General features: G+C 60.3%; 16 protein-coding genes. 9 read left to right on the forward strand and 7 right to left on the reverse strand.

The features are described 5' to 3' along the window. Positions 1-82: 82 nt before the first annotated feature. The 5 genes from B348_RS0123275 to gbcA form a co-directional block, all read right to left on the reverse strand. On the reverse strand, positions 83-1,543 hold the full coding sequence (locus B348_RS0123275; protein WP_017738435.1) for a lytic polysaccharide monooxygenase: 1,461 nt from the start codon (positions 1,541-1,543) through the stop codon (positions 83-85). A 64-nt stretch (positions 1,544-1,607) separates the two neighbouring features. Then, a complete protein-coding gene (locus B348_RS0123280; protein WP_017738436.1) occupies positions 1,608-2,123 on the reverse strand; it encodes a hypothetical protein in 516 nt (171 codons plus the stop codon). Beyond that, complete coding sequence (locus B348_RS0123285; protein ID WP_017738437.1) at positions 2,110-2,490, reverse strand: type II secretion system protein; 381 nt, start codon at positions 2,488-2,490, stop codon at positions 2,110-2,112. Before B348_RS0123285 ends, B348_RS0123280 begins: the two co-directional genes overlap by 14 nt. Beyond that, on the reverse strand, positions 2,465-2,959 hold the full coding sequence (locus tag B348_RS0123290) for a prepilin-type N-terminal cleavage/methylation domain-containing protein (RefSeq protein WP_017738438.1): 495 nt from the start codon (positions 2,957-2,959) through the stop codon (positions 2,465-2,467). The genes B348_RS0123285 and B348_RS0123290 overlap by 26 nt, the downstream gene beginning before the upstream one ends. 853 nt (positions 2,960-3,812) lie before the next feature. Next, the gene (gbcA, locus tag B348_RS0123295; protein ID WP_017738439.1) at positions 3,813-5,108 is read right to left on the reverse strand and encodes a glycine-betaine demethylase subunit GbcA; all 1,296 of its coding nucleotides are present in this window, start codon (positions 5,106-5,108) and stop codon (positions 3,813-3,815) included. Between the two features lie 284 nt (positions 5,109-5,392). Between gbcA and gbcB the strand changes: the two genes are divergently transcribed. Further along, positions 5,393-6,493 carry a glycine-betaine demethylase subunit GbcB gene (gene gbcB, locus B348_RS0123300; RefSeq protein ID WP_017738440.1) on the forward strand — a complete coding sequence of 367 codons (1,101 nt, stop codon included), beginning with the start codon at positions 5,393-5,395 and terminating at the stop codon, positions 6,491-6,493. Positions 6,494-6,610: 117 nt separating this feature from the next. Here the strand turns inward: gbcB and B348_RS0123305 are convergent, their stop codons facing one another. Then, positions 6,611-6,811: a hypothetical protein gene (locus B348_RS0123305; protein ID WP_017738441.1), complete on the reverse strand. Its 201-nt coding sequence runs from the start codon at positions 6,809-6,811 to the stop codon at positions 6,611-6,613. 173 nt (positions 6,812-6,984) lie between these two features. Beyond that, positions 6,985-8,025, reverse strand: coding sequence for a low specificity L-threonine aldolase (locus B348_RS0123310; protein ID WP_017738442.1), 1,041 nt, complete (start codon positions 8,023-8,025; stop codon positions 6,985-6,987). Between the two features lie 90 nt (positions 8,026-8,115). Between B348_RS0123310 and B348_RS0123315 the strand changes: the two genes are divergently transcribed. The 8 genes from B348_RS0123315 (at position 8,116) to fdhA (ending at position 17,952) form a co-directional block, all read left to right on the forward strand. Further along, positions 8,116-8,838 (forward strand): TraX family protein, encoded by a 723-nt coding sequence (locus tag B348_RS0123315; protein ID WP_026137005.1) that lies wholly within the window; start codon positions 8,116-8,118, stop codon positions 8,836-8,838. Between the two features lie 251 nt (positions 8,839-9,089). Next, positions 9,090-10,343, forward strand: coding sequence for a serine hydroxymethyltransferase (gene glyA, locus B348_RS0123320; protein ID WP_017738444.1), 1,254 nt, complete (start codon positions 9,090-9,092; stop codon positions 10,341-10,343). A gap of 22 nt (positions 10,344-10,365) precedes the next feature. Then, on the forward strand, positions 10,366-11,616 hold the full coding sequence (locus tag B348_RS0123325; RefSeq protein WP_010207084.1) for a sarcosine oxidase subunit beta: 1,251 nt from the start codon (positions 10,366-10,368) through the stop codon (positions 11,614-11,616). A 15-nt stretch (positions 11,617-11,631) separates the two neighbouring features. After that, the gene (locus B348_RS0123330; protein ID WP_017738445.1) at positions 11,632-11,934 is read left to right on the forward strand and encodes a sarcosine oxidase subunit delta; all 303 of its coding nucleotides are present in this window, start codon (positions 11,632-11,634) and stop codon (positions 11,932-11,934) included. Beyond that, positions 11,931-14,948, forward strand: a complete 3,018-nt coding sequence (locus B348_RS0123335) for a sarcosine oxidase subunit alpha (protein ID WP_017738446.1) — start codon at positions 11,931-11,933, stop codon at positions 14,946-14,948. The genes B348_RS0123330 and B348_RS0123335 overlap by 4 nt, the downstream gene beginning before the upstream one ends. 124 nt (positions 14,949-15,072) lie before the next feature. Next, positions 15,073-15,705, forward strand: coding sequence for a sarcosine oxidase subunit gamma (locus tag B348_RS0123340; RefSeq protein WP_017738447.1), 633 nt, complete (start codon positions 15,073-15,075; stop codon positions 15,703-15,705). Between the two features lie 10 nt (positions 15,706-15,715). After that, complete coding sequence (gene purU, locus B348_RS0123345; RefSeq protein ID WP_017738448.1) at positions 15,716-16,573, forward strand: formyltetrahydrofolate deformylase; 858 nt, start codon at positions 15,716-15,718, stop codon at positions 16,571-16,573. A 179-nt stretch (positions 16,574-16,752) separates the two neighbouring features. Beyond that, positions 16,753-17,952 (forward strand): formaldehyde dehydrogenase, glutathione-independent, encoded by a 1,200-nt coding sequence (gene fdhA, locus B348_RS0123350; protein ID WP_026137006.1) that lies wholly within the window; start codon positions 16,753-16,755, stop codon positions 17,950-17,952. The last annotated feature ends 38 nt before the right edge of the window (positions 17,953-17,990 follow it).

The raw sequence follows: 17,990 nt of genomic DNA on the forward strand, positions 1-17,990 counted from the left end.
TTTGTGAATAACGGTCTTTTGGGAAGAGCGTCGCGTGATGAGTGCGACGCTCAAATTGCCACGTTGCTGTCTTTGTCGGCCGTTACTTGAGAAGCCAAGCGTCACTCCAATTGGACCCCACACCGGGTTCGTATTGGGTCGTACTCGGCGTCCAGATCGTGCACCAACCTGCGACGCCTCCTGGCTTGCATTCGTAGACCTTTTCGTCTTTTGGTTGAAGCACACGGGTTCCCGCCTTGTATTCTTTCAGCCCTTCGGGGAATACAAAATCATATTCCTGCGATCCACCGGAACCAGTGATATTGGCGCTTTGCGAATCCTGGCGTGAAGTCCTGTCATCTTTCGTTATGCCCGTCATGATCAGTGTGTGCAAGCCTGGCGTACTGGTTACATCCATCTCGAACCAGTGGGTGCCGCTCTGGACGTCAGCTGCAACGGAGCCGACGGCTTTGTTCTTTTGATCAAGCAAAGTGGCTTCGACGTTCATCGGGTGGGTGAGCAGTATTGGAAAGCGCATACGCCCTTTTCCATCTACCAGAGGGTATTCCGAAGCCAGCGCCGAAATAGCCATACGTACGCTTGGGTCATCTTTAACGTTTACCTCAATTTCATAGTGGGTCACGCCACTCTCCGGCTTCGCGTATATCTCATTGGGGCCTTTCACGGGAGTGATGTTATCGCTTGCGTCGCGAACACCTGCCTTGATCAGGCTTTGGGTGTCGTTAAGCTTTTTGGCAAGTGCGTGGGACCATTCTGCAGGCTGGCCCTCGGTTGCGCTGTTAATCGCAATATCGGCGCTGTAGTTGAAGCTTTCGCCGGTGTTGCTGAACGCGCGTGCCTTGACCGTGTCACCGGGCAGCAGGGAGACAGACGGTCTGATACTGCCCACGCTTTTCCAGCCGCCTGGTAAACCTGGTTGGATATTGATCATCACATCGACGGGGTCATGAAACGCCATTTTCGTGTCGCGAACGCCCCAAATTCCCAGAATCACGTGGTAGCCATCCTTCCCTGGCGGAATCACACAGGCATGCTTTGTGTCGGGTACTGGCATGACACCGGAGCCTGGGAATATACAGAATGGCGTACTTTCAAACGATGCGCGTGTCAGGGGTTTGTTGTGATCCCAGTTGTTCTTCGTGATGAAGTATTTGTGAAAGTCTACCGGGTGCGGCGCCAAGTATTTCCAGACAAAAACAATGTTTTGATCGGTTATTTCTATTTTTTTCCAGCGTGTCTCTGTCTGAGCATCCAGCGCCGAAAAAAGACTGTTCCCACCGCTGGCTATCTGGCCGTCCTTTGGCCCTTGGCCGGCTGACCCTCCAGAGCCTCCAGGAAAGCCTTGGAACGTTTCACCGGTACTTTGCGGCTCATACTGCGCGCCGCCGCAGTTAGTGTTGACGCCGGTTTGGCACAGGCGCGCACGTGAAGATAAATCGCCGTCTAAGTACCCGTGTGCAAGCGCGTGCAGTGTCGGCAATAGAAGTAACGCTGGCAGCACCAGTTTGATTAAGCTCTTCGTAAATCGCTGTGAGTTTCTCATGCTCTAGTCCACCTTCAATTCAGATAAACAAGTTCCGAACTGCTGGAACGATCAGGGTGATTATTCAATTGGTATCATGGGTCAGCTGATCTCCCACGGGAGTGGTGCGGGTTGCAGGATTACTCTGCACAGAGCCATACAGAAACACCCACCCTTGATAACTACCTTGCCCTGTAAAACGTTGATTGATGACTGAGAAGTTGCCTTGTTTGAACGGCGTGCCCTTGGCCTTGCTGAACACACCCATGATGGTTTCACCCGGCCCCTCGACCACACCCCATTCAGAGCTGCCGGTCAGCGGGTCGTCGTAGACCCGGCGCAGGTAGCGTTTGACGGTGGGCTGGCGGCGGTCGAGCACCAGGTCTTCGAGGGTTTTCGGAAAGCTGTTGCCCTCGCGGTAATACAGCCCAATCGCCCGGCGAATCTCATTGCCCCGCGCCAGCAATTCCAGCTCGCGCTCGCGCTGCAATACGCTGGACCACAGCGTGCCCACTTCCATCAGCATCACGGCGACCACGGCCACCGTCACCAACATGCCCATGAACACCGAGCCCTGTTGGCGCTGTTTACCAGTCGGCATAGGCGCTCCCGTCGTTGGCCGTGCCGGGCGCACCGCTGCGCACGTCGCCCAGGCCTTGTTCGTCCGAGGGTTGCAGTTGCCAGGTGTCGCGGCTGCCGGTCACCGGGTCCTTGGGCACCTCGCGCAAGTAGCGTTTTTCCACCAGGGCTTGCAGGGATTCGGGGTTGGCGCCGTGGTCTTCGCGGTATTGGTCCAGGGCCTGGCGGATGGACGACAGGTTGTGGCGCAGCACGGTTTCCTGGGCCTTGGCGTGCTGGCGGAAATACTGGGGTGTCACCAGGGTCATGAGGGTGGCGATAATGGCCATGACCACCAGCAACTCGATCAGGGTAAAGCCCCGTTTACCACTGGCTGTATAACGTTCCATTCAAACTCTCCCGGGTGTTGCGGGATGAAACGTCGAATACATCCTCTCCCTCTTGTGGGTTGTCGGCGGTGCTTTTGTAGCTGCGCAGTCGCCAGGTTTTTTCAGGCGCAAGGTCGGGGCACTCGCACATCGGGTCGCGTGGAATGCGTCGCAGGAAGTAGAGTCTGTTGCCTTGCAGGTTGGTTTTATCCGTGACGCCTTCAACCAGTACGTGCAGGGTCGGTGGATAACCACTGGCGGTCACGCTTTTTTCGATGCGGCCGTCGTCGGTGGCCTCTTTGTAGGAATCGATGGCGCGGCGGATCTCCCGCAACGAACGTTGCAAGTCCAGTTCCCGGTCGCGTTTACCCATCAATGCCGTCAGCGGATAAGCCACTGTCGCGAGCGTGGCCAGCAGGGCCAGCGTCAGTAGCAATTCAATCAGCGTAAAACCTGTGGCGCAGTGATGGCTGGTTTTACCCTGCCGCATCACCGTCGTGTCTCCTGTTATCCCGCCAAGGACTTCCGCGTTAACCCAGGCTTGTGAAATGAACTGCAAGGGAAAGTGTAGATGCCGTGTGTTTTTTGTACAGTTGCCGCGGTTACCCACAATCGCTGTGTGCGTGGCTGTGGATAAGGTGTTCGTGGTTGTCCACAGGCCACGTGAATCAACGGCTACAGGCGCTTGTACGAAAAATAACCAGGCTAAGTGACGGTTTTTAGGGCAGTTTTCGTGTGGATAAGGACACCTGGGGATCTGGACTTGCCCCCAAAGTCTGTTGGCGCTTCTGTGGATAAGATGTTCGCTATTGGCTACAGGCCTTATGGATAAAGGCTTTCGTCGACATGATTAAAAAGTGATCAATTTGCCTGCAAATACGAATGAAAGCTCTGAAAGCCTTGGTTTATGAAGCTTTGGCGTGGTTTTCCACAGCGCAGCCAAAGTTACACCCAAAGTCTGTTGGCGGATCTGTGGATAAGGTGTTTGCGTACCGCTACAGGCCACGGTTTACGCAGCTTGCAGAGTTATGGTTAAAAATTGATCAGTGACTGCCTAAAACCGTCTGCTTGAATAAGTCACGGATTTTCTTCAGTTATTTGTGGGTGACAAGCACAGTTGCCCACAATTGCTGTGGGTGTCTTTGTGGATAAGTTGTTGGGTAAAGGCTGGAGGGCAGGGGGTTAGCGGGCTGGAGGCGGTCTGGCTAGATTTTGAACAGTGTGCGGATCCAAATGTGGGAGCGGGCTTGCCCGCGAAGGCGGTGTGTCAGCCGCTGCATGTGCAAGCTGATCCCGCGCATTCGCGGGCAAGCCCGCTCCCACATAAGCCACTACTCACCTGTTTACTCGTGTACGGCAACACCCTTGAGGTACGGCGCTGGCGCCGCGCCCAGGTTGCTGAGCATGCGCTCGCTGTACCAATCCACAAAGTTCACCACGCCGAACTCATAGGTCTTGGAGTACGGGCCAGGCTGGTAGGCCGTGGAGTTGATACCGCGCTGGTTCTCCTCGGCCAGGCGCCGGTCCTGGTCGTTGGTGGCGTCCCACACCTGGCGCATGCGCTCCACGTCGTAGTCCACGCCTTCGACAGCGTCCTTGTGCACGATCCACTTGGTGGTGACCATGGTTTCCTGTGCGCTGATCGGCCACACGGTGAACACGATGATGTGGTCGCCCATGCAGTGGTTCCACGAATGGGGCAGGTGCAGGATGCGCATCGAGCCCAGGTCCGGGTTCTGGATGCGGCCCATCAACTTCTTGCAGCCCTGCTTGCCGTCGAGGGTCATCGACACAGTGCCCTTGAGCAGCGGCATGCGCACGATACGGTTACGCAGGCCGAAGCTGGCGTGGGCGTAAGGGATCTTCTCGGCGTCCCAGGCAGCAGCGGAGGCGGCGACGTGGTCCTTGAAGGCCTGGTCGGCACGCGGGTCGGTGACGTCGTCCCATTCCAGCAGGGTTTTCAGCAATTCAGGGTGCGACGCGTTGCAGTGGTAGCACTCGCGGTTGTTTTCCAGCACCAGTTTCCAGTTGGCTTTTTCGAACAAGGTGGTCTGGATCGCCACCTTGGTGTTCTCCATGTCGTACGGTTCCATGTAGTGGTTCAGTGTCGACAGGAAGTCATCGATGGCCGGCGGGTTCTCGGCCAGGCTGATAAAGATGTAGCCGCCAGCGGTCTTCACGTTCACCGGTTTCAAACCGTATTGCTTCATGTCGAAGTCGGCGCCCATCTCGGTGCCGGCGAACAGCAGGCGGCCGTCCAGCTCGTAGGTCCACTGGTGGTAGTGGCAGACCAGTTTGGCGACCTTGCCCTTGTCGCTGGTGCACAAGCGCGAACCGCGGTGGCGGCAGACGTTGTGGAACGCATGCACCACGCCTTCGGCGCCACGGATCACGATGATCGGGTTCTTGCCCACTTGCAGGGTCAGGTAGTTGCCCTTGGCGGGGATCTCGCAGGTCATGCCGGCGATCAACCACTCTTTCTGGAAGATCTCCTGCATGTCGATATCGAACAGCCGCTCATCAGAGTAAAACGGCTGGGGCAGCGAGAAGGTGCGCTCGCGCTCTTGCAGCATTTGCGCGGTGGCCTTGCGTGCGGGTTCCAGCGGATCGCCCAAGCTTAAGGTTGCGGTGACGTCCATCGTGTGTGTCCTCATGGCCATTCTGTGTGGCCGGCGAATAGTGGCTACGGTTGGTGCAGTGCAAGGCGTAAAGAAAGCGTCGTTGTTGGGAGCGAGTGTGGGGCCGCGGATGCGTCGAACCTTATCCATGGGCGACATGGCCCAATCTGTTCCCGACGCGCAACCCCCGGTCGTTGGGGGCTGGTCGCGATAAGTATGTGAATGTCGCAGATAGGTAAATGGGCGTTTGCGCCGTTACGCAGAATCGCCACCATAAAGCCGAACATCGGCAGTGGAGAATAAGCATGTCCAACAGCTTCCTGAATCCGGTAACCACCCAGACCTGGGCCAATGGTCGGCACATCGTCCGTTGCGTCAAAGTCATCCAGGAAACCTGGGACGTGCGCACCTTTTGTTTCATGGCCGACCAGCCGATCCTGTTCTTTTTCAAGCCGGGGCAGTTCGTCACCCTGGAGCTGGAAATCGAAGGTCAGCCGATCATGCGGTCCTACACCATTTCCAGTTCGCCGTCGGTGCCGTATAGCTTCTCGGTGACGATCAAGCGTGTGCCGGGTGGCAAGGTCTCCAACTGGTTGCACGACACCTTGCACGAAGGCCAGGAACTGGCAGTGCACGGGCCGGTGGGGTTGTTCAACGCCATCGACTTCCCCAGCCCCAAAGTGCTGTACCTCAGCGGCGGCGTCGGGATCACCCCGGTGATGTCCATGGCGCGCTGGTTCTACGACACCAACGCCAACGTCGACATGACGTTTATCCACAGCGCCCGTTCGCCCAAGGACATCATCTACCACCGCGAGCTGGAACACATGGCGTCGCGGATCGACAACTTCAGCCTGCACCTGATCTGCGAAAAACACGGCCTGGGCGAGCCATGGGCCGGTTATCGCGGGTACCTGAACCACAAGATGCTGGAACTCATGGTGCCGGACTTCCTCGAGCGCGAAGTATTCTGCTGCGGGCCGACGCCCTACATGAACGCCGTGAAGCGCCTGCTGGAAGTCGCCGGTTTCGACATGGCGCGTTATCACGAAGAATCCTTCGGCGCGACGCCGCCGGAAGCCCGCGCCGATGCGGTGGAGCAAGCCGAACAGGCCGCCGATGCGCCGGAAGTCGATCTGGCGGATCTGCACCAGGTGGAATTCATTGCCTCGGGCAAGAGCATCCGCGTGGCCCCGGGCGAAACTGTGCACGCCGCAGCGGCCAAGCTCGGCCTGTTGATTCCGAAAGCCTGCGGCATGGGGATCTGCGGGACGTGCAAGGTGATGAAGCTGGGCGGCGAAGTCGAGATGGAGCATAACGGCGGGATCACCGAGGAAGACGAAGCCGAGGGTTACATCCTGTCGTGCTGCAGCGTGCCGAAAGGCGACGTACGCATCGAGTTCTGACAGCGAGCGCAGTTCAATGTGGGAGCTGGCTTGCCTGCGATAGCGGTGTGTCAGCTACCTATAAGGTTCTGATGCTCCGCTATCGCAGGCAAGCCAGCTCCCACATGGGTGGGGTGGTTACTGGGCGTAGATGTGTACGACGAAGTGCTGGCCTGATGCTGTCAGTTCATAGACTTTGTCGTAGATCCGCAATGTCCTGGATGGCTCGCGGATGGTGTCGCCGACTTTGGCGGATGTCCTGAACTCATCCCAGTCAATCACGGTGGTGCTGACGCCGTCGTCGCTTTGCAGGGTAGTGCCGTTGCTTTGATATTCCATGGTTTAGCTCTCTGCTGGATTTCCGTTTCCGGCCGATGATTCGGCAGGCAGTTGGGCCCGGAAGGTGGCCGCTGCAGCGGCCTTTTCCTTGCGGGTTCCAAGAGGCTAGTCAATGAAAATGCAGTGCGCTGCTGTCAGAAATATCAAATAACAGACTCGGCATTGCGCCAGTATCAGGCGCCCATCACTTCGCGAATATCCGCTGCCAATTCTCTTACGCGCTCTTCCTCGGTATCCCACGCACACATGAAGCGCGCGCCGCCTTTGCCGATGAAGGTGTAGAAGCGCCAGCCCTTGGCCGTCAACGCAGCGATAGCCGGTTCCGAGAGTTGCAGGAACACACCGTTGGCCTGCACCGGGAACATCAGCTCCACGCCCGGAATGTCCGCCACCAGGCTGCTCAGCAATTGCGCGCAATGGTTGGCGTGGCGTGCGTGTTTGAGCCAGGCGTCGTTTTCCAGCAGGCCCACCCACGGGGCAGACAAAAAGCGCATTTTCGACGCCAGTTGGCCGGCCTGTTTGCAGCGGTAGTCGAAGTCTTCGGCCAGCTTGTGGTTGAAGAAAAGGATCGCTTCACCCACGGCCATGCCGTTCTTGGTGCCGCCAAAGCACAGCACGTCCACGCCGGCTTTCCAGGTCAGGTCGGCCGGTGAGCAGCCGAGGAATGCGCAGGCATTGGAGAAGCGCGCGCCGTCCATGTGCAGGTTCAGGCCCAGTTCCTTGCAGGTGGCGCTGATGGCGCGGATTTCTTCCGGGGTGTACACGCTGCCGACTTCGGTGGCCTGGGTCAGGGTGACTACGCGGGGTTTGGGGTAGTGGATGTCCTGACGCTTGAGCGCGATCTCGCGGATCGACTCCGGGGTCAGCTTGCCGTTTTCAGTGCGGGCGGTGAGCAGCTTGGAGCCGTTGGAGAAAAACTCCGGCGCGCCGCATTCGTCGGTTTCGACGTGGGCCGTTTCCGAGCAAATCACGCTATGGTAGCTCTGGCACAGCGAGGACAGCGCCAGGGAGTTGGCCGCAGTGCCGTTGAAGGCGAAGAACACTTCGCAATCGGTTTCGAACAGGTTGCGGAAACCGTCGGCGGCGCGGTGGGTCCATTCATCATCGCCGTAGGCACGTTGATGGCCCTGGTTGGCTTGTTCCATGGCGGCCCAGGCTTCCGGGCAGATGCCGGAATAGTTGTCACTGGCAAATTGTTGGCTCTTGTCGGTCATGGCCCATTCCTGTGGTCGATGTTGGTGCGCACTGTAACCAAGATTGTCGCGGGTGCGCACGCACTGTAAATGCAAAGTCGTTGGGGAATTATGCACGGCACTCACACCTTGCCTGTCGGACCTGTCCGAGATGGCGCTTTGGACTTGCTCAAATGGCTGGCGTTGCTGTGCATGGTGCTCGATCACCTGCGGTACGTCGGCTTGAGCCTGGATGGCTTGTATGTGCCGGGGCGCCTAACGTTCCCGTGGTTTTGCCTGGCGATTGCGGCGAACATGCACCGGGTGCAAGGCGCGCCCGTCAGCGGTCGTTATCTGGGCTGGCTGCTGCTGTTCAGTGTGATCAGCGAAGTGCCGTATCGCATGTTCATCGACGATGCCGATACGTTGAACGTATTGCCGACCTTGGCGTTGGGTTTGCTGGTTGCGCGAGGATGGCAGCAGAAGGCGCTTTTTGATCGAGGATTGGCGCTGATTGCTGTCACGATAGCTGGGGTGTTTTCCTCGCAGTTGATGTTCGGCTTTTTTGGTGTGTTGTTGCCGTTGGCGATGCTGCTGGTGTTCAGCCGTCCTTGGTATTTCAGCGTATTGCCGGGGTTGGTTTGCGTGGCCGCCAATCAATGGCAGGTTTTGCTCGATAGCGACACGCTGGTGGCGAAGTTGGGGTTGGCGGCATGCCTGATTGCGCCATTGGCGGGGCTGTTCTTATTGCGACGTGCCAAGTACGTCTCGCCACCGGCGATGCGGCGTTGGGCCTATGCCCTGTATCCCTTGCATTTCCTGCTGTTGCTATTCGTCCGTCAGATCATCGCCTAACCCCTGTGGGAGCTGGCTTGCCTGCGATGCAGACACCTCGGTCTATCAGCAAAACAGTGGTGATGCCATCGCAGGCAAGCCAGCTCCCACAAGAGCCCATTCCCACATTTGTTTCGGTGTTGTTCGCGCCATGTCGTAAACGCACCTTTGCGTGGCGTGCGTAGGCATTTGATCTACCAGCGCCAGCCCTACCATCGCATCAAAGGGCCCTGCACCGGGCCTCAACAATACGAAAGGCTGGGAGAGACGCGATGTTCAGCAAACAAGACCAGATCCAGGGATATGACGACGCACTGCTGGCGGCCATGAACGCCGAGGAGCAGCGCCAGGAAGATCATATCGAGCTGATCGCGTCAGAGAACTACACCAGCAAACGTGTGATGGAAGCGCAAGGCAGCGGCCTCACCAACAAATACGCCGAAGGCTACCCGGGCAAGCGCTACTACGGTGGCTGCGAGCATGTGGATAAAGTCGAGGCCCTGGCCATCGAGCGCGCCAAGCAGCTGTTCGGCGCTGATTACGCCAACGTGCAGCCGCACTCCGGTTCGTCCGCCAACAGCGCCGTGTACCTGGCGCTGATCAATGCCGGCGACACTATCCTCGGCATGAGCCTGGCCCACGGCGGTCACCTGACCCACGGCGCCAAGGTGTCGTCCTCGGGCAAGCTGTACAACGCGGTGCAATATGGGATCAACACCGACACCGGCCTGATCGACTACGACGAAGTCGAGCGCCTGGCGGTCGAGCACAAGCCGAAAATGGTTGTGGCCGGTTTCTCAGCCTACTCCAAGACCCTGGATTTCCCACGCTTCCGTCAGATCGCCGACAAGGTGGGTGCGCTGCTGTTCGTCGACATGGCCCACGTCGCCGGCCTGGTTGCCGCTGGCCTGTACCCGAACCCGCTGCCGTACGCCGATGTGGTCACCACTACCACCCACAAGACCCTGCGCGGTCCACGGGGCGGCCTGATCCTGGCCAAGGCCAACGAAGAAATTGAAAAGAAACTCAACGCTGCCGTGTTCCCCGGTGCCCAGGGCGGCCCGCTGATGCACGTCATCGCCGGCAAGGCCGTGTGCTTCAAGGAAGCCCTGGAGCCGGGCTTCAAGGCGTACCAGCAGCAAGTGATCGACAACGCCCAGGCCATGGCCGAGGTGTTCATCAAGCGCGGATATGACGTGGTGTCCGGCGGTACCGATAACCACCTGTTCCTGGTCAGCCTGATCCGCCAGGGCCTCACCGGCAAAGAGGCCGACGCTGCCCTCGGTCGCGCCCACATCACCGTCAACAAGAACGCCGTGCCGAATGACCCGCAGTCGCCGTTCGTGACCTCGGGCCTGCGCATCGGCACCCCGGCGGTGACCACCCGTGGTTTCAAAGTGCCGCAGTGCATCGAACTGGCTGGCTGGATCTGCGACATCCTCGACAACCTCGGCGACGCCGATGTCGAGGCCAACGTGGCCAAGCACGTGTCTGCCCTGTGCGCTGATTTCCCGGTTTATCGCTGAGCGCGGTTTTGGAGTAATGACTATGCAACGCTACTCGGGCTTCGGCCTCTTCAAGCACTCCCTCAGCCACCACGAAAACTGGCAGAAGATGTGGCGCACGCCGACCCCCAAGAAGGTCTACGACGTGGTCATCGTCGGCGGCGGCGGGCATGGTCTGGCGACCGCCTACTACCTGGCCAAGGAGCACGGCATCACCAACGTGGCCGTGGTCGAGAAAGGCTGGCTGGGCGGCGGTAACACCGCGCGCAACACCACCATCGTGCGTTCCAACTACCTGTGGGACGAGTCGGCGCACCTGTACGAACACGCGATGAAACTGTGGGAAGGCCTGTCCCAGGACCTGAACTACAACGTGATGTTCTCCCAGCGTGGCGTGTACAACCTGTGCCACACCCTGCAAGACATCCGTGATTCCGAGCGCCGCGTGAGTGCCAACCGCCTCAACGGCGTCGACGGCGAGCTGCTCAACGCCAAACAAGTGGCTGACGAGATCCCGTACCTGGATTGCTCGAAAAACACCCGCTACCCGGTGCTCGGCGCCACCGTGCAACGCCGCGGCGGCGTGGCCCGTCACGATGCCGTGGCGTGGGGCTTTGCCCGCGCTGCCGACGCCCTCGGTGTGGACTTGATCCAGCAGACCGAAGTGATCGGCTTCCGCAAGGAAAACGGCGTGTGCATCGGTGTGGAAACCAACAAGGGCTTTATCGGCGCCAAGCGCGTCGGTGTGGTCACCGCCGGTAACTCCGGGCACATGGCTTCACTCGCCGGCTTCCGCCTGCCGATCGAATCCCACCCGCTGCAAGCGTTGGTGTCGGAGCCGATCAAGCCGATTATCGACAGCGTGATCATGTCCAACGCCGTACACGGTTACATCAGCCAGTCCGACAAGGGCGACCTGGTGATCGGCGCCGGTATCGACGGCTACAACGGCTACGGCCAGCGCGGCTCGTACCCGGTGATCGAGCACACCATCCAGGCCATCGTCGAGATGTTCCCGGTGCTGTCGCGGGTGCGCATGAACCGTCAGTGGGGCGGCATCGTCGACACCACGCCGGATGCGTGCCCGATCATTTCCAAGACCCCCGTACCAAACATGTTCTTCAACTGCGGTTGGGGTACCGGTGGCTTCAAGGCCACGCCGGGCTCAGGCAACGTGTTTGCCGCGAGCCTGGCCAAGGGTGAGATGCACCCATTGGCGGCACCTTTCTCCATCGACCGTTTCCACAACGGTGCGTTGATCGACGAACACGGCGCTGCGGCCGTCGCCCACTAACAGGAGAAATTTCCTATGTTGCATATCTTCTGTCCTCACTGTGGCGAACTGCGCTCCGAAGAGGAATTCCACGCGTCCGGCCAAGCGCACATCCCGCGCCCGCTGGACCCGAATACCTGCACCGACGAGCAGTGGGGCGACTACATGTTCTTCCGCGACAACCCGCGCGGCCTGCACCACGAACTGTGGATTCACGCCGCCGGTTGCCGCCAGTACTTCAACGCGACCCGCGACACCCTGACCTACGAAATTCTTGAAACCTACAAGATCGGTGAGAAGCCACAATTCACCGCCAAGGCCTCTGGAGAGAAGGTATGAGCCAGACCAATCGCCTGTCCAACGGTGGCCGGATCGACCGTAACAAAGTCCTGACGTTTACCTTCAACGGCCAGACCTACAAGGGCTTTGAAGGCGACACGCTCGCCGCAGCCCTGCTGGCCAACGGCGTCGATATCATCGGCCGCAGCTTCAAGTATTCGCGTCCGCGCGGCATCTTTGCCGCCGGCGCCGAAGAGCCGAACGCGGTGCTGCAGATCGGCGCCACCGAAGCCACCCAGATCCCCAACGTGCGCGCCACGCAACAGGCGCTGTACCAGGGCCTGGTCGCCACCAGCACCAACGGCTGGCCGAACGTCAACACCGACGTGATGGGCATTCTTGGCAAGGTCGGCGGCAAGCTGATGCCGCCGGGTTTCTACTACAAAACCTTCATGTACCCGCAATCGTTCTGGATGACGTACGAGAAGTACATCCGCAAGGCTGCCGGCCTTGGCCGCTCGCCGACCGAGAACGACCCGGACACCTACGACAACTTCAACCGTCACTGCGACGTGCTGGTGGTCGGCGCAGGCCCTGCCGGTTTGGCCGCTGCATTGGCTGCCGCGCGCAGCGGTGCCCGCGTGATCATCGCCGACGAGCAGGAAGAGTTCGGCGGCTCGCTGCTGGATTCCCGTGAAAGCCTCGACGGCAAGCCGGCCACTGAGTGGGTCGCCAGCGTCATTGCTGAATTGAAAGCCCTGCCCGACGTGGTGCTGCTGCCCCGCGCCACCGTCAACGGCTACCACGACCATAACTTCCTGACCATCCACGAACGCCTCACCGACCACCTCGGTGACCGTGCGCCGATTGGTGTGGTGCGCCAGCGTATCCACCGTGTGCGCGCCAAGCGTGTGGTACTGGCGACCGGGGCGTGCGAGCGCCCGCTGGTGTACGGCAACAACGATGTGCCGGGCAACATGCTCGCCGGTGCGGTGTCGACCTACGTGCGTCGCTACGGCGTGGCACCGGGCAAGAAGCTGGTGCTGTCGACCAACAACGACCACGCCTACCGCGTTGCGTTGGATTGGTTGGATGCGGGCCTGCAAGTGGTCGCCGTGGCCGATGTGCGCCACAACCCTCGCGGCGCACTGGTTGAAGAAGCCCGCGCCAAAGGTATTCGCATCCTCACCGGCAGCGCCGTGGTCGAAGCCCGTGGTACCAAGCGCGTGACCGCTGCTCGTGTCGCTGCGATCGATGTGAAAGCACACAAAGTCACCAGCCCCGGCGAGTGGCTGGACTGCGACCTGGTAGCCAGCTCCGGCGGCTACAGCCCGGTGGTTCACTTGGCCTCGCACCTGGGCGGCAAGCCGACCTGGCGTGAAGACATCCTCGGTTTTGTGCCGGGCGAGGCACCGCAAAAACGCGTGTGCGTCGGTGGTATCAACGGCGTCTACGGTCTCGGTGATTCCCTGGCGGACGGTTTTGAAGGCGGCGTGCGCGCGGCCAGCGAAGCTGGTTTTGCGCCGGTCGAAGGCACCTTGCCAAAAGCCCTGAGCCGCTTGGAAGAGCCGACCCTGGCGATCTACCAAGTGCCCCACGACAAACCAACCGCACGGGCACCAAAGCAATTCGTCGACCTGCAAAACGACGTGACCGCCGCCGCCATCGAACTGGCGACCCGCGAAGGTTTCGAGTCGGTGGAGCACGTCAAGCGCTACACCGCGCTGGGCTTTGGTACCGACCAGGGCAAGCTGGGCAACGTCAACGGCCTGGCGATTGCTGCGCGTTCGTTGAACGTGACCATCCCGCAGATGGGCACCACCATGTTCCGCCCGAACTACACGCCGGTGACGTTTGGCGCGGTAGCCGGTCGTCACTGTGGGCACATCTTCGAACCCGTCCGTTACACCGCCCTGCAAGCCTGGCACGTGAAGAACGGCGCCGAGTTTGAAGACGTCGGCCAGTGGAAACGCCCGTGGTACTTCCCGCGCAACGGTGAAGACCTGCACGCTGCGGTGAAACGCGAATGCCTGGCCGTGCGCGACAGCGTTGGTCTGCTGGATGCGTCCACCCTCGGCAAGATCGACATCCAGGGCCCGGATGCCCGCGAGTTCCTCAACCGCATCTACACCAACGCCTGGACCAAGCTCGACGTGGGCAAGGCGCGCTACGGCCTGATGTGCAAGGAAGACGGCATGGTCTTCGATGACGGCGTCACCGCCTGCCTCGCCGACAACCACTTCCTGATGACCACCACCACCGGCGGCGCGGCCCGCGTACTGCAGTGGCTGGAAATCTATCAACAGACCGAGTGGCCAGACCTCAAGGTGTACTTCACCTCGGTCACCGACCACTGGGCCACCATGACCCTGTCCGGCCCCAATAGCCGCAAGCTGCTGGCCGAAGTCACCGACATCGACCTGGACAAGGACGGCTTCCCGTTCATGACCTGGAAAGAAGGCCTGGTGGGTGGCGTGCCGGCGCGGGTGTTCCGGATCTCGTTTACCGGTGAGCTGTCGTACGAAGTCAACGTGCAAGCCGACTACGCCATGGGCGTGCTGGAAAAAATCGTCGACGCCGGCAAGAAGTACAACCTGACCCCGTACGGCACCGAAACCATGCACGTGCTGCGGGCCGAGAAGGGCTTCATCATCGTCGGCCAGGACACCGACGGCTCGATGACCCCGGACGACCTGAACATGGGTTGGTGTGTCGGTCGCACCAAACCGTTCTCGTGGATCGGCTGGCGCGGCATGAACCGTGAAGACTGCGTGCGTGAAGAGCGCAAGCAACTGGTGGGCTTGAAGCCGGTGGACCCGAAAGTGTGGCTGCCGGAAGGCGCGCAGTTGGTGTTCGATCCGAAGCAGTCGATCCCGATGAAGATGGTCGGTCACGTGACCTCGAGTTATGCCCACAACTCCCTCGGCTATTCGTTCGCGATGGGCGTGGTGAAGGGCGGCTTGAAGCGCATCGGCGAGCGGGTGTTTTCACCGCAGGCGGATGGCAGCGTGATCGAGGCGGAAATTGTGTCTTCGGTGTTCTTCGATCCTAAGGGCGATCGCCAGAACATCTGATGGACCGAGTCGCCTGCATCGCAGGCAAGCCAGCTCCCACACTTGGAATGCATTCCCTTGTGGGAGCCGGGCTTGCCCGCGATGAGGCCAGAACAGACACCACAGCATTCAGAACAGGTGCTTTATGACAGCAGCCAATGTTTACCAACAACGCCCAACCACCGGGGCCAAGGCCGAGTCGTCGCTGCACCATGCCGACCTCGCCAGCCTGGTCGGCAAGGGCCGCAAGAACGCCGGCGTGACCGTGCGCGAAAAGAAACTCCTGGGCCACCTGACCATTCGTGGTGATGGCCACGATGCAGCCTTCGCCGCCGGTGTACACAAGGCCCTGGGCATCGAATTGCCAAGCGCCTTGACCGTGATCGTCAAGGGCGACACCAGCCTGCAATGGCTCGGCCCGGATGAGTGGTTGCTCATCGTGCCCAGCGGTGAAGAATTCGCCGCCGAACAAAAGCTGCGTGACGCCCTGGGTGAGTTGCATATCCAGATCGTCAACGTCAGCGGCGGCCAGCAGATCCTTGAACTGAGCGGCCCGAACGTACGCGATGTGCTGATGAAGTCCACCAGCTACGACGTGCACCCCGACAACTTTCCGGTGGGCAAGGCCGTGGGCACGGTGTTCGCCAAGTCGCAACTGGTGATCCGTCATACCGCCGAAGACACCTGGGAACTGTTGATTCGCCGTAGCTTCTCGGATTACTGGTGGTTGTGGTTGCAGGACGCGTCCGCCGAGTTCGGCCTGAGTGTCCAAGCCTGAGGAATACCTTATGAGCCGCGCCCCTGATACATGGATTTTGACCGCCGACTGCCCCAGCGTGCTCGGCACGGTGGACGCGGTCACCCGTTACCTGTTCGAGCAGGGCTGCTACGTCACCGAGCACCACTCGTTCGATGACCGGCTTTCCGGCCGGTTCTTCATCCGCGTGGAGTTCCGCCAGCCGGACGGTTTTGACGAACAAGGTTTCCGCGACGGCCTGGCCACGCGCGGTGAAGCCTTCGGCATGATCTTCGAGCTAGCGGCGCCGAACTACCGGCCAAAAGTGGTGATCATGGTCTCCAAGGCCGATCACTGCCTCAACGACCTGTTGTACCGCCAGCGCATCGGTCAACTGTCGATGGACGTGGTCGCAGTGGTGTCCAACCACCCCGATCTGAAGCCGTTGGCCGACTGGCACCAGATTCCCTACTACCATTTCCCCCTCGACCCCAACGACAAGCCATCGCAGGAACGTCAGGTGTGGCAGGTGGTGGAAGGCACCGGTGCGGAACTGGTGATTCTTGCGCGCTACATGCAAGTGCTGTCGCCGGAGCTGTGCCGCAAGCTGGATGGCAAGGCGATCAATATCCACCACTCGTTGTTGCCAGGGTTCAAGGGCGCCAAGCCCTATCATCAGGCGTACAACAAGGGTGTGAAACTGGTCGGCGCGACGGCGCACTACATCAACAACGATCTGGACGAAGGCCCGATCATCGCCCAGGGCGTGGAGGTGGTGGACCACAGTCACTATCCCGAGGATTTGATTGCCAAGGGGCGCGATATTGAAGGGCTGACGTTGGCCCGGGCCGTTGGGTATCACATTGAGCGGCGGGTTTTCTTGAACGCCAATCGGACGGTGGTGCTCTGACTGACGCTATCGCGGGCAAGCCCGCTCCCACATTTGGAATGCGTACGCCTGTGGGAGCTGGCTTGCCTGCGATGAGGCCCCAACAAACAACCCAAGAAACAGCATCTGTACCCGAGCATTTAACGCGCTGCCCAACCAAGGGCAACGCAGTTCCATAAAAACAACAGCGAGGTGAAAGCATGTCTGGTAATCGTGGTGTCGTGTATCTCGGCAACGGCCAAGTCGAAGTACAGAAAATCGACTATCCCAAAATGCAGGACCCCCGTGGCAGGAAGATTGAGCACGGCGTCATCCTGCGCGTGGTCTCCACCAATATCTGCGGCTCCGACCAACACATGGTGCGCGGCCGCACCACTGCGCAGGTCGGCCTGGTGCTCGGTCACGAGATCACCGGCGAAGTGATCGAGATGGGCAGCGGCGTCGAAAACCTGAAAATCGGCGATCTGGTCTCGGTACCGTTCAACGTTGCCTGCGGTCTGTGCCGCTCCTGCAAAGAACAACACACCGGCGTGTGCCTGAGCGTCAACCCGGCCCGCCCGGGCGGTGCCTACGGCTACGTGGACATGGGCGACTGGACCGGCGGCCAGGCCGAGTACGTGCTGGTGCCGTATGCCGATTTCAACTTGCTGAAGCTGCCGGACCGCGACAAGGCCATGGAAAAAATCCGTGATCTGACGTGCCTCTCCGACATTCTCCCAACGGGCTACCACGGCGCCGTAACTGCCGGCGTTGGCCCGGGCAGTACCGTCTACATTGCCGGTGCGGGACCGGTCGGCCTGGCCGCTGCCGCCTCTGCGCGCCTGTTGGGTGCGGCCGTGGTGATTATCGGCGACGTCAACCCGATCCGCCTGGCCCACGCCAAGGCCCAGGGTTTCGAGATTGCCGACCTGTCCACCGACACCCCGCTGCACGAACAGATCGCCGCGCTGCTGGGCGAGCCGGAAGTGGACTGCGCGGTGGATTGCGTGGGCTTCGAAGCGCGTGGCCACGGGCATGACGGCGTCAAGGCCGAAGCGCCGGCCACCGTGCTCAACTCGCTGATGGGCGTGGTGCGCGTGGCGGGCAAGATTGGTATCCCGGGCCTGTACGTCACCGAAGACCCGGGTGCCGTGGATGCCGCCGCGAAGATGGGCAGCCTGAGCATTCGCTTCGGTCTGGGCTGGGCCAAGTCCCACAGCTTCCACACCGGGCAGACGCCGGTGATGAAGTACAACCGCCAACTGATGCAGGCGATCATGTGGGACCGGCTCAACATCGCCGACATCGTCGGCGTGGAGGTGATCAGCCTGGATCAAGCGCCACGTGGCTACGGTGAGTTTGACGCGGGCGTGCCGAAGAAGTTTGTGATTGATCCGCACAAGCTGTTCAGTGCGGCGTAACCCCTAGAGCCTGGAAAAAGCGACCGAAAGGTCGCTTT

This window comes from Pseudomonas sp. CBZ-4, from assembly GCF_000346755.1.
Taxonomy (GTDB): Bacteria; Pseudomonadota; Gammaproteobacteria; order Pseudomonadales; family Pseudomonadaceae; genus Aquipseudomonas.

Bases quoted from the DNA above. Each gene is read 5' to 3' on its own strand.
- gbcB (WP_017738440.1), top strand. From the start codon at position 5,393: ATGTCCAACAGCTTCCTGAATCCGGTAACCACCCAGACCTGGGCCAAT.
- B348_RS0123305 (WP_017738441.1), bottom strand. From the start codon at position 6,811: ATGGAATATCAAAGCAACGGCACTACCCTGCAAAGCGACGACGGCGTC.
- B348_RS0123325 (WP_010207084.1), top strand. From the start codon at position 10,366: ATGCAACGCTACTCGGGCTTCGGCCTCTTCAAGCACTCCCTCAGCCAC.
- B348_RS0123340 (WP_017738447.1), top strand. From the start codon at position 15,073: ATGACAGCAGCCAATGTTTACCAACAACGCCCAACCACCGGGGCCAAG.
- B348_RS0123315 (WP_026137005.1), top strand. From the start codon at position 8,116: ATGCACGGCACTCACACCTTGCCTGTCGGACCTGTCCGAGATGGCGCT.
- glyA (WP_017738444.1), top strand. From the start codon at position 9,090: ATGTTCAGCAAACAAGACCAGATCCAGGGATATGACGACGCACTGCTG.
- B348_RS0123285 (WP_017738437.1), bottom strand. From the start codon at position 2,490: ATGGAACGTTATACAGCCAGTGGTAAACGGGGCTTTACCCTGATCGAG.
- B348_RS0123335 (WP_017738446.1), top strand. From the start codon at position 11,931: ATGAGCCAGACCAATCGCCTGTCCAACGGTGGCCGGATCGACCGTAAC.
- fdhA (WP_026137006.1), top strand. From the start codon at position 16,753: ATGTCTGGTAATCGTGGTGTCGTGTATCTCGGCAACGGCCAAGTCGAA.
- B348_RS0123280 (WP_017738436.1), bottom strand. From the start codon at position 2,123: ATGCCGACTGGTAAACAGCGCCAACAGGGCTCGGTGTTCATGGGCATG.
- B348_RS0123290 (WP_017738438.1), bottom strand. From the start codon at position 2,959: ATGCGGCAGGGTAAAACCAGCCATCACTGCGCCACAGGTTTTACGCTG.
- purU (WP_017738448.1), top strand. From the start codon at position 15,716: ATGAGCCGCGCCCCTGATACATGGATTTTGACCGCCGACTGCCCCAGC.
- B348_RS0123330 (WP_017738445.1), top strand. From the start codon at position 11,632: ATGTTGCATATCTTCTGTCCTCACTGTGGCGAACTGCGCTCCGAAGAG.
- B348_RS0123275 (WP_017738435.1), bottom strand. From the start codon at position 1,543: ATGAGAAACTCACAGCGATTTACGAAGAGCTTAATCAAACTGGTGCTG.
- B348_RS0123310 (WP_017738442.1), bottom strand. From the start codon at position 8,025: ATGACCGACAAGAGCCAACAATTTGCCAGTGACAACTATTCCGGCATC.
- gbcA (WP_017738439.1), bottom strand. From the start codon at position 5,108: ATGGACGTCACCGCAACCTTAAGCTTGGGCGATCCGCTGGAACCCGCA.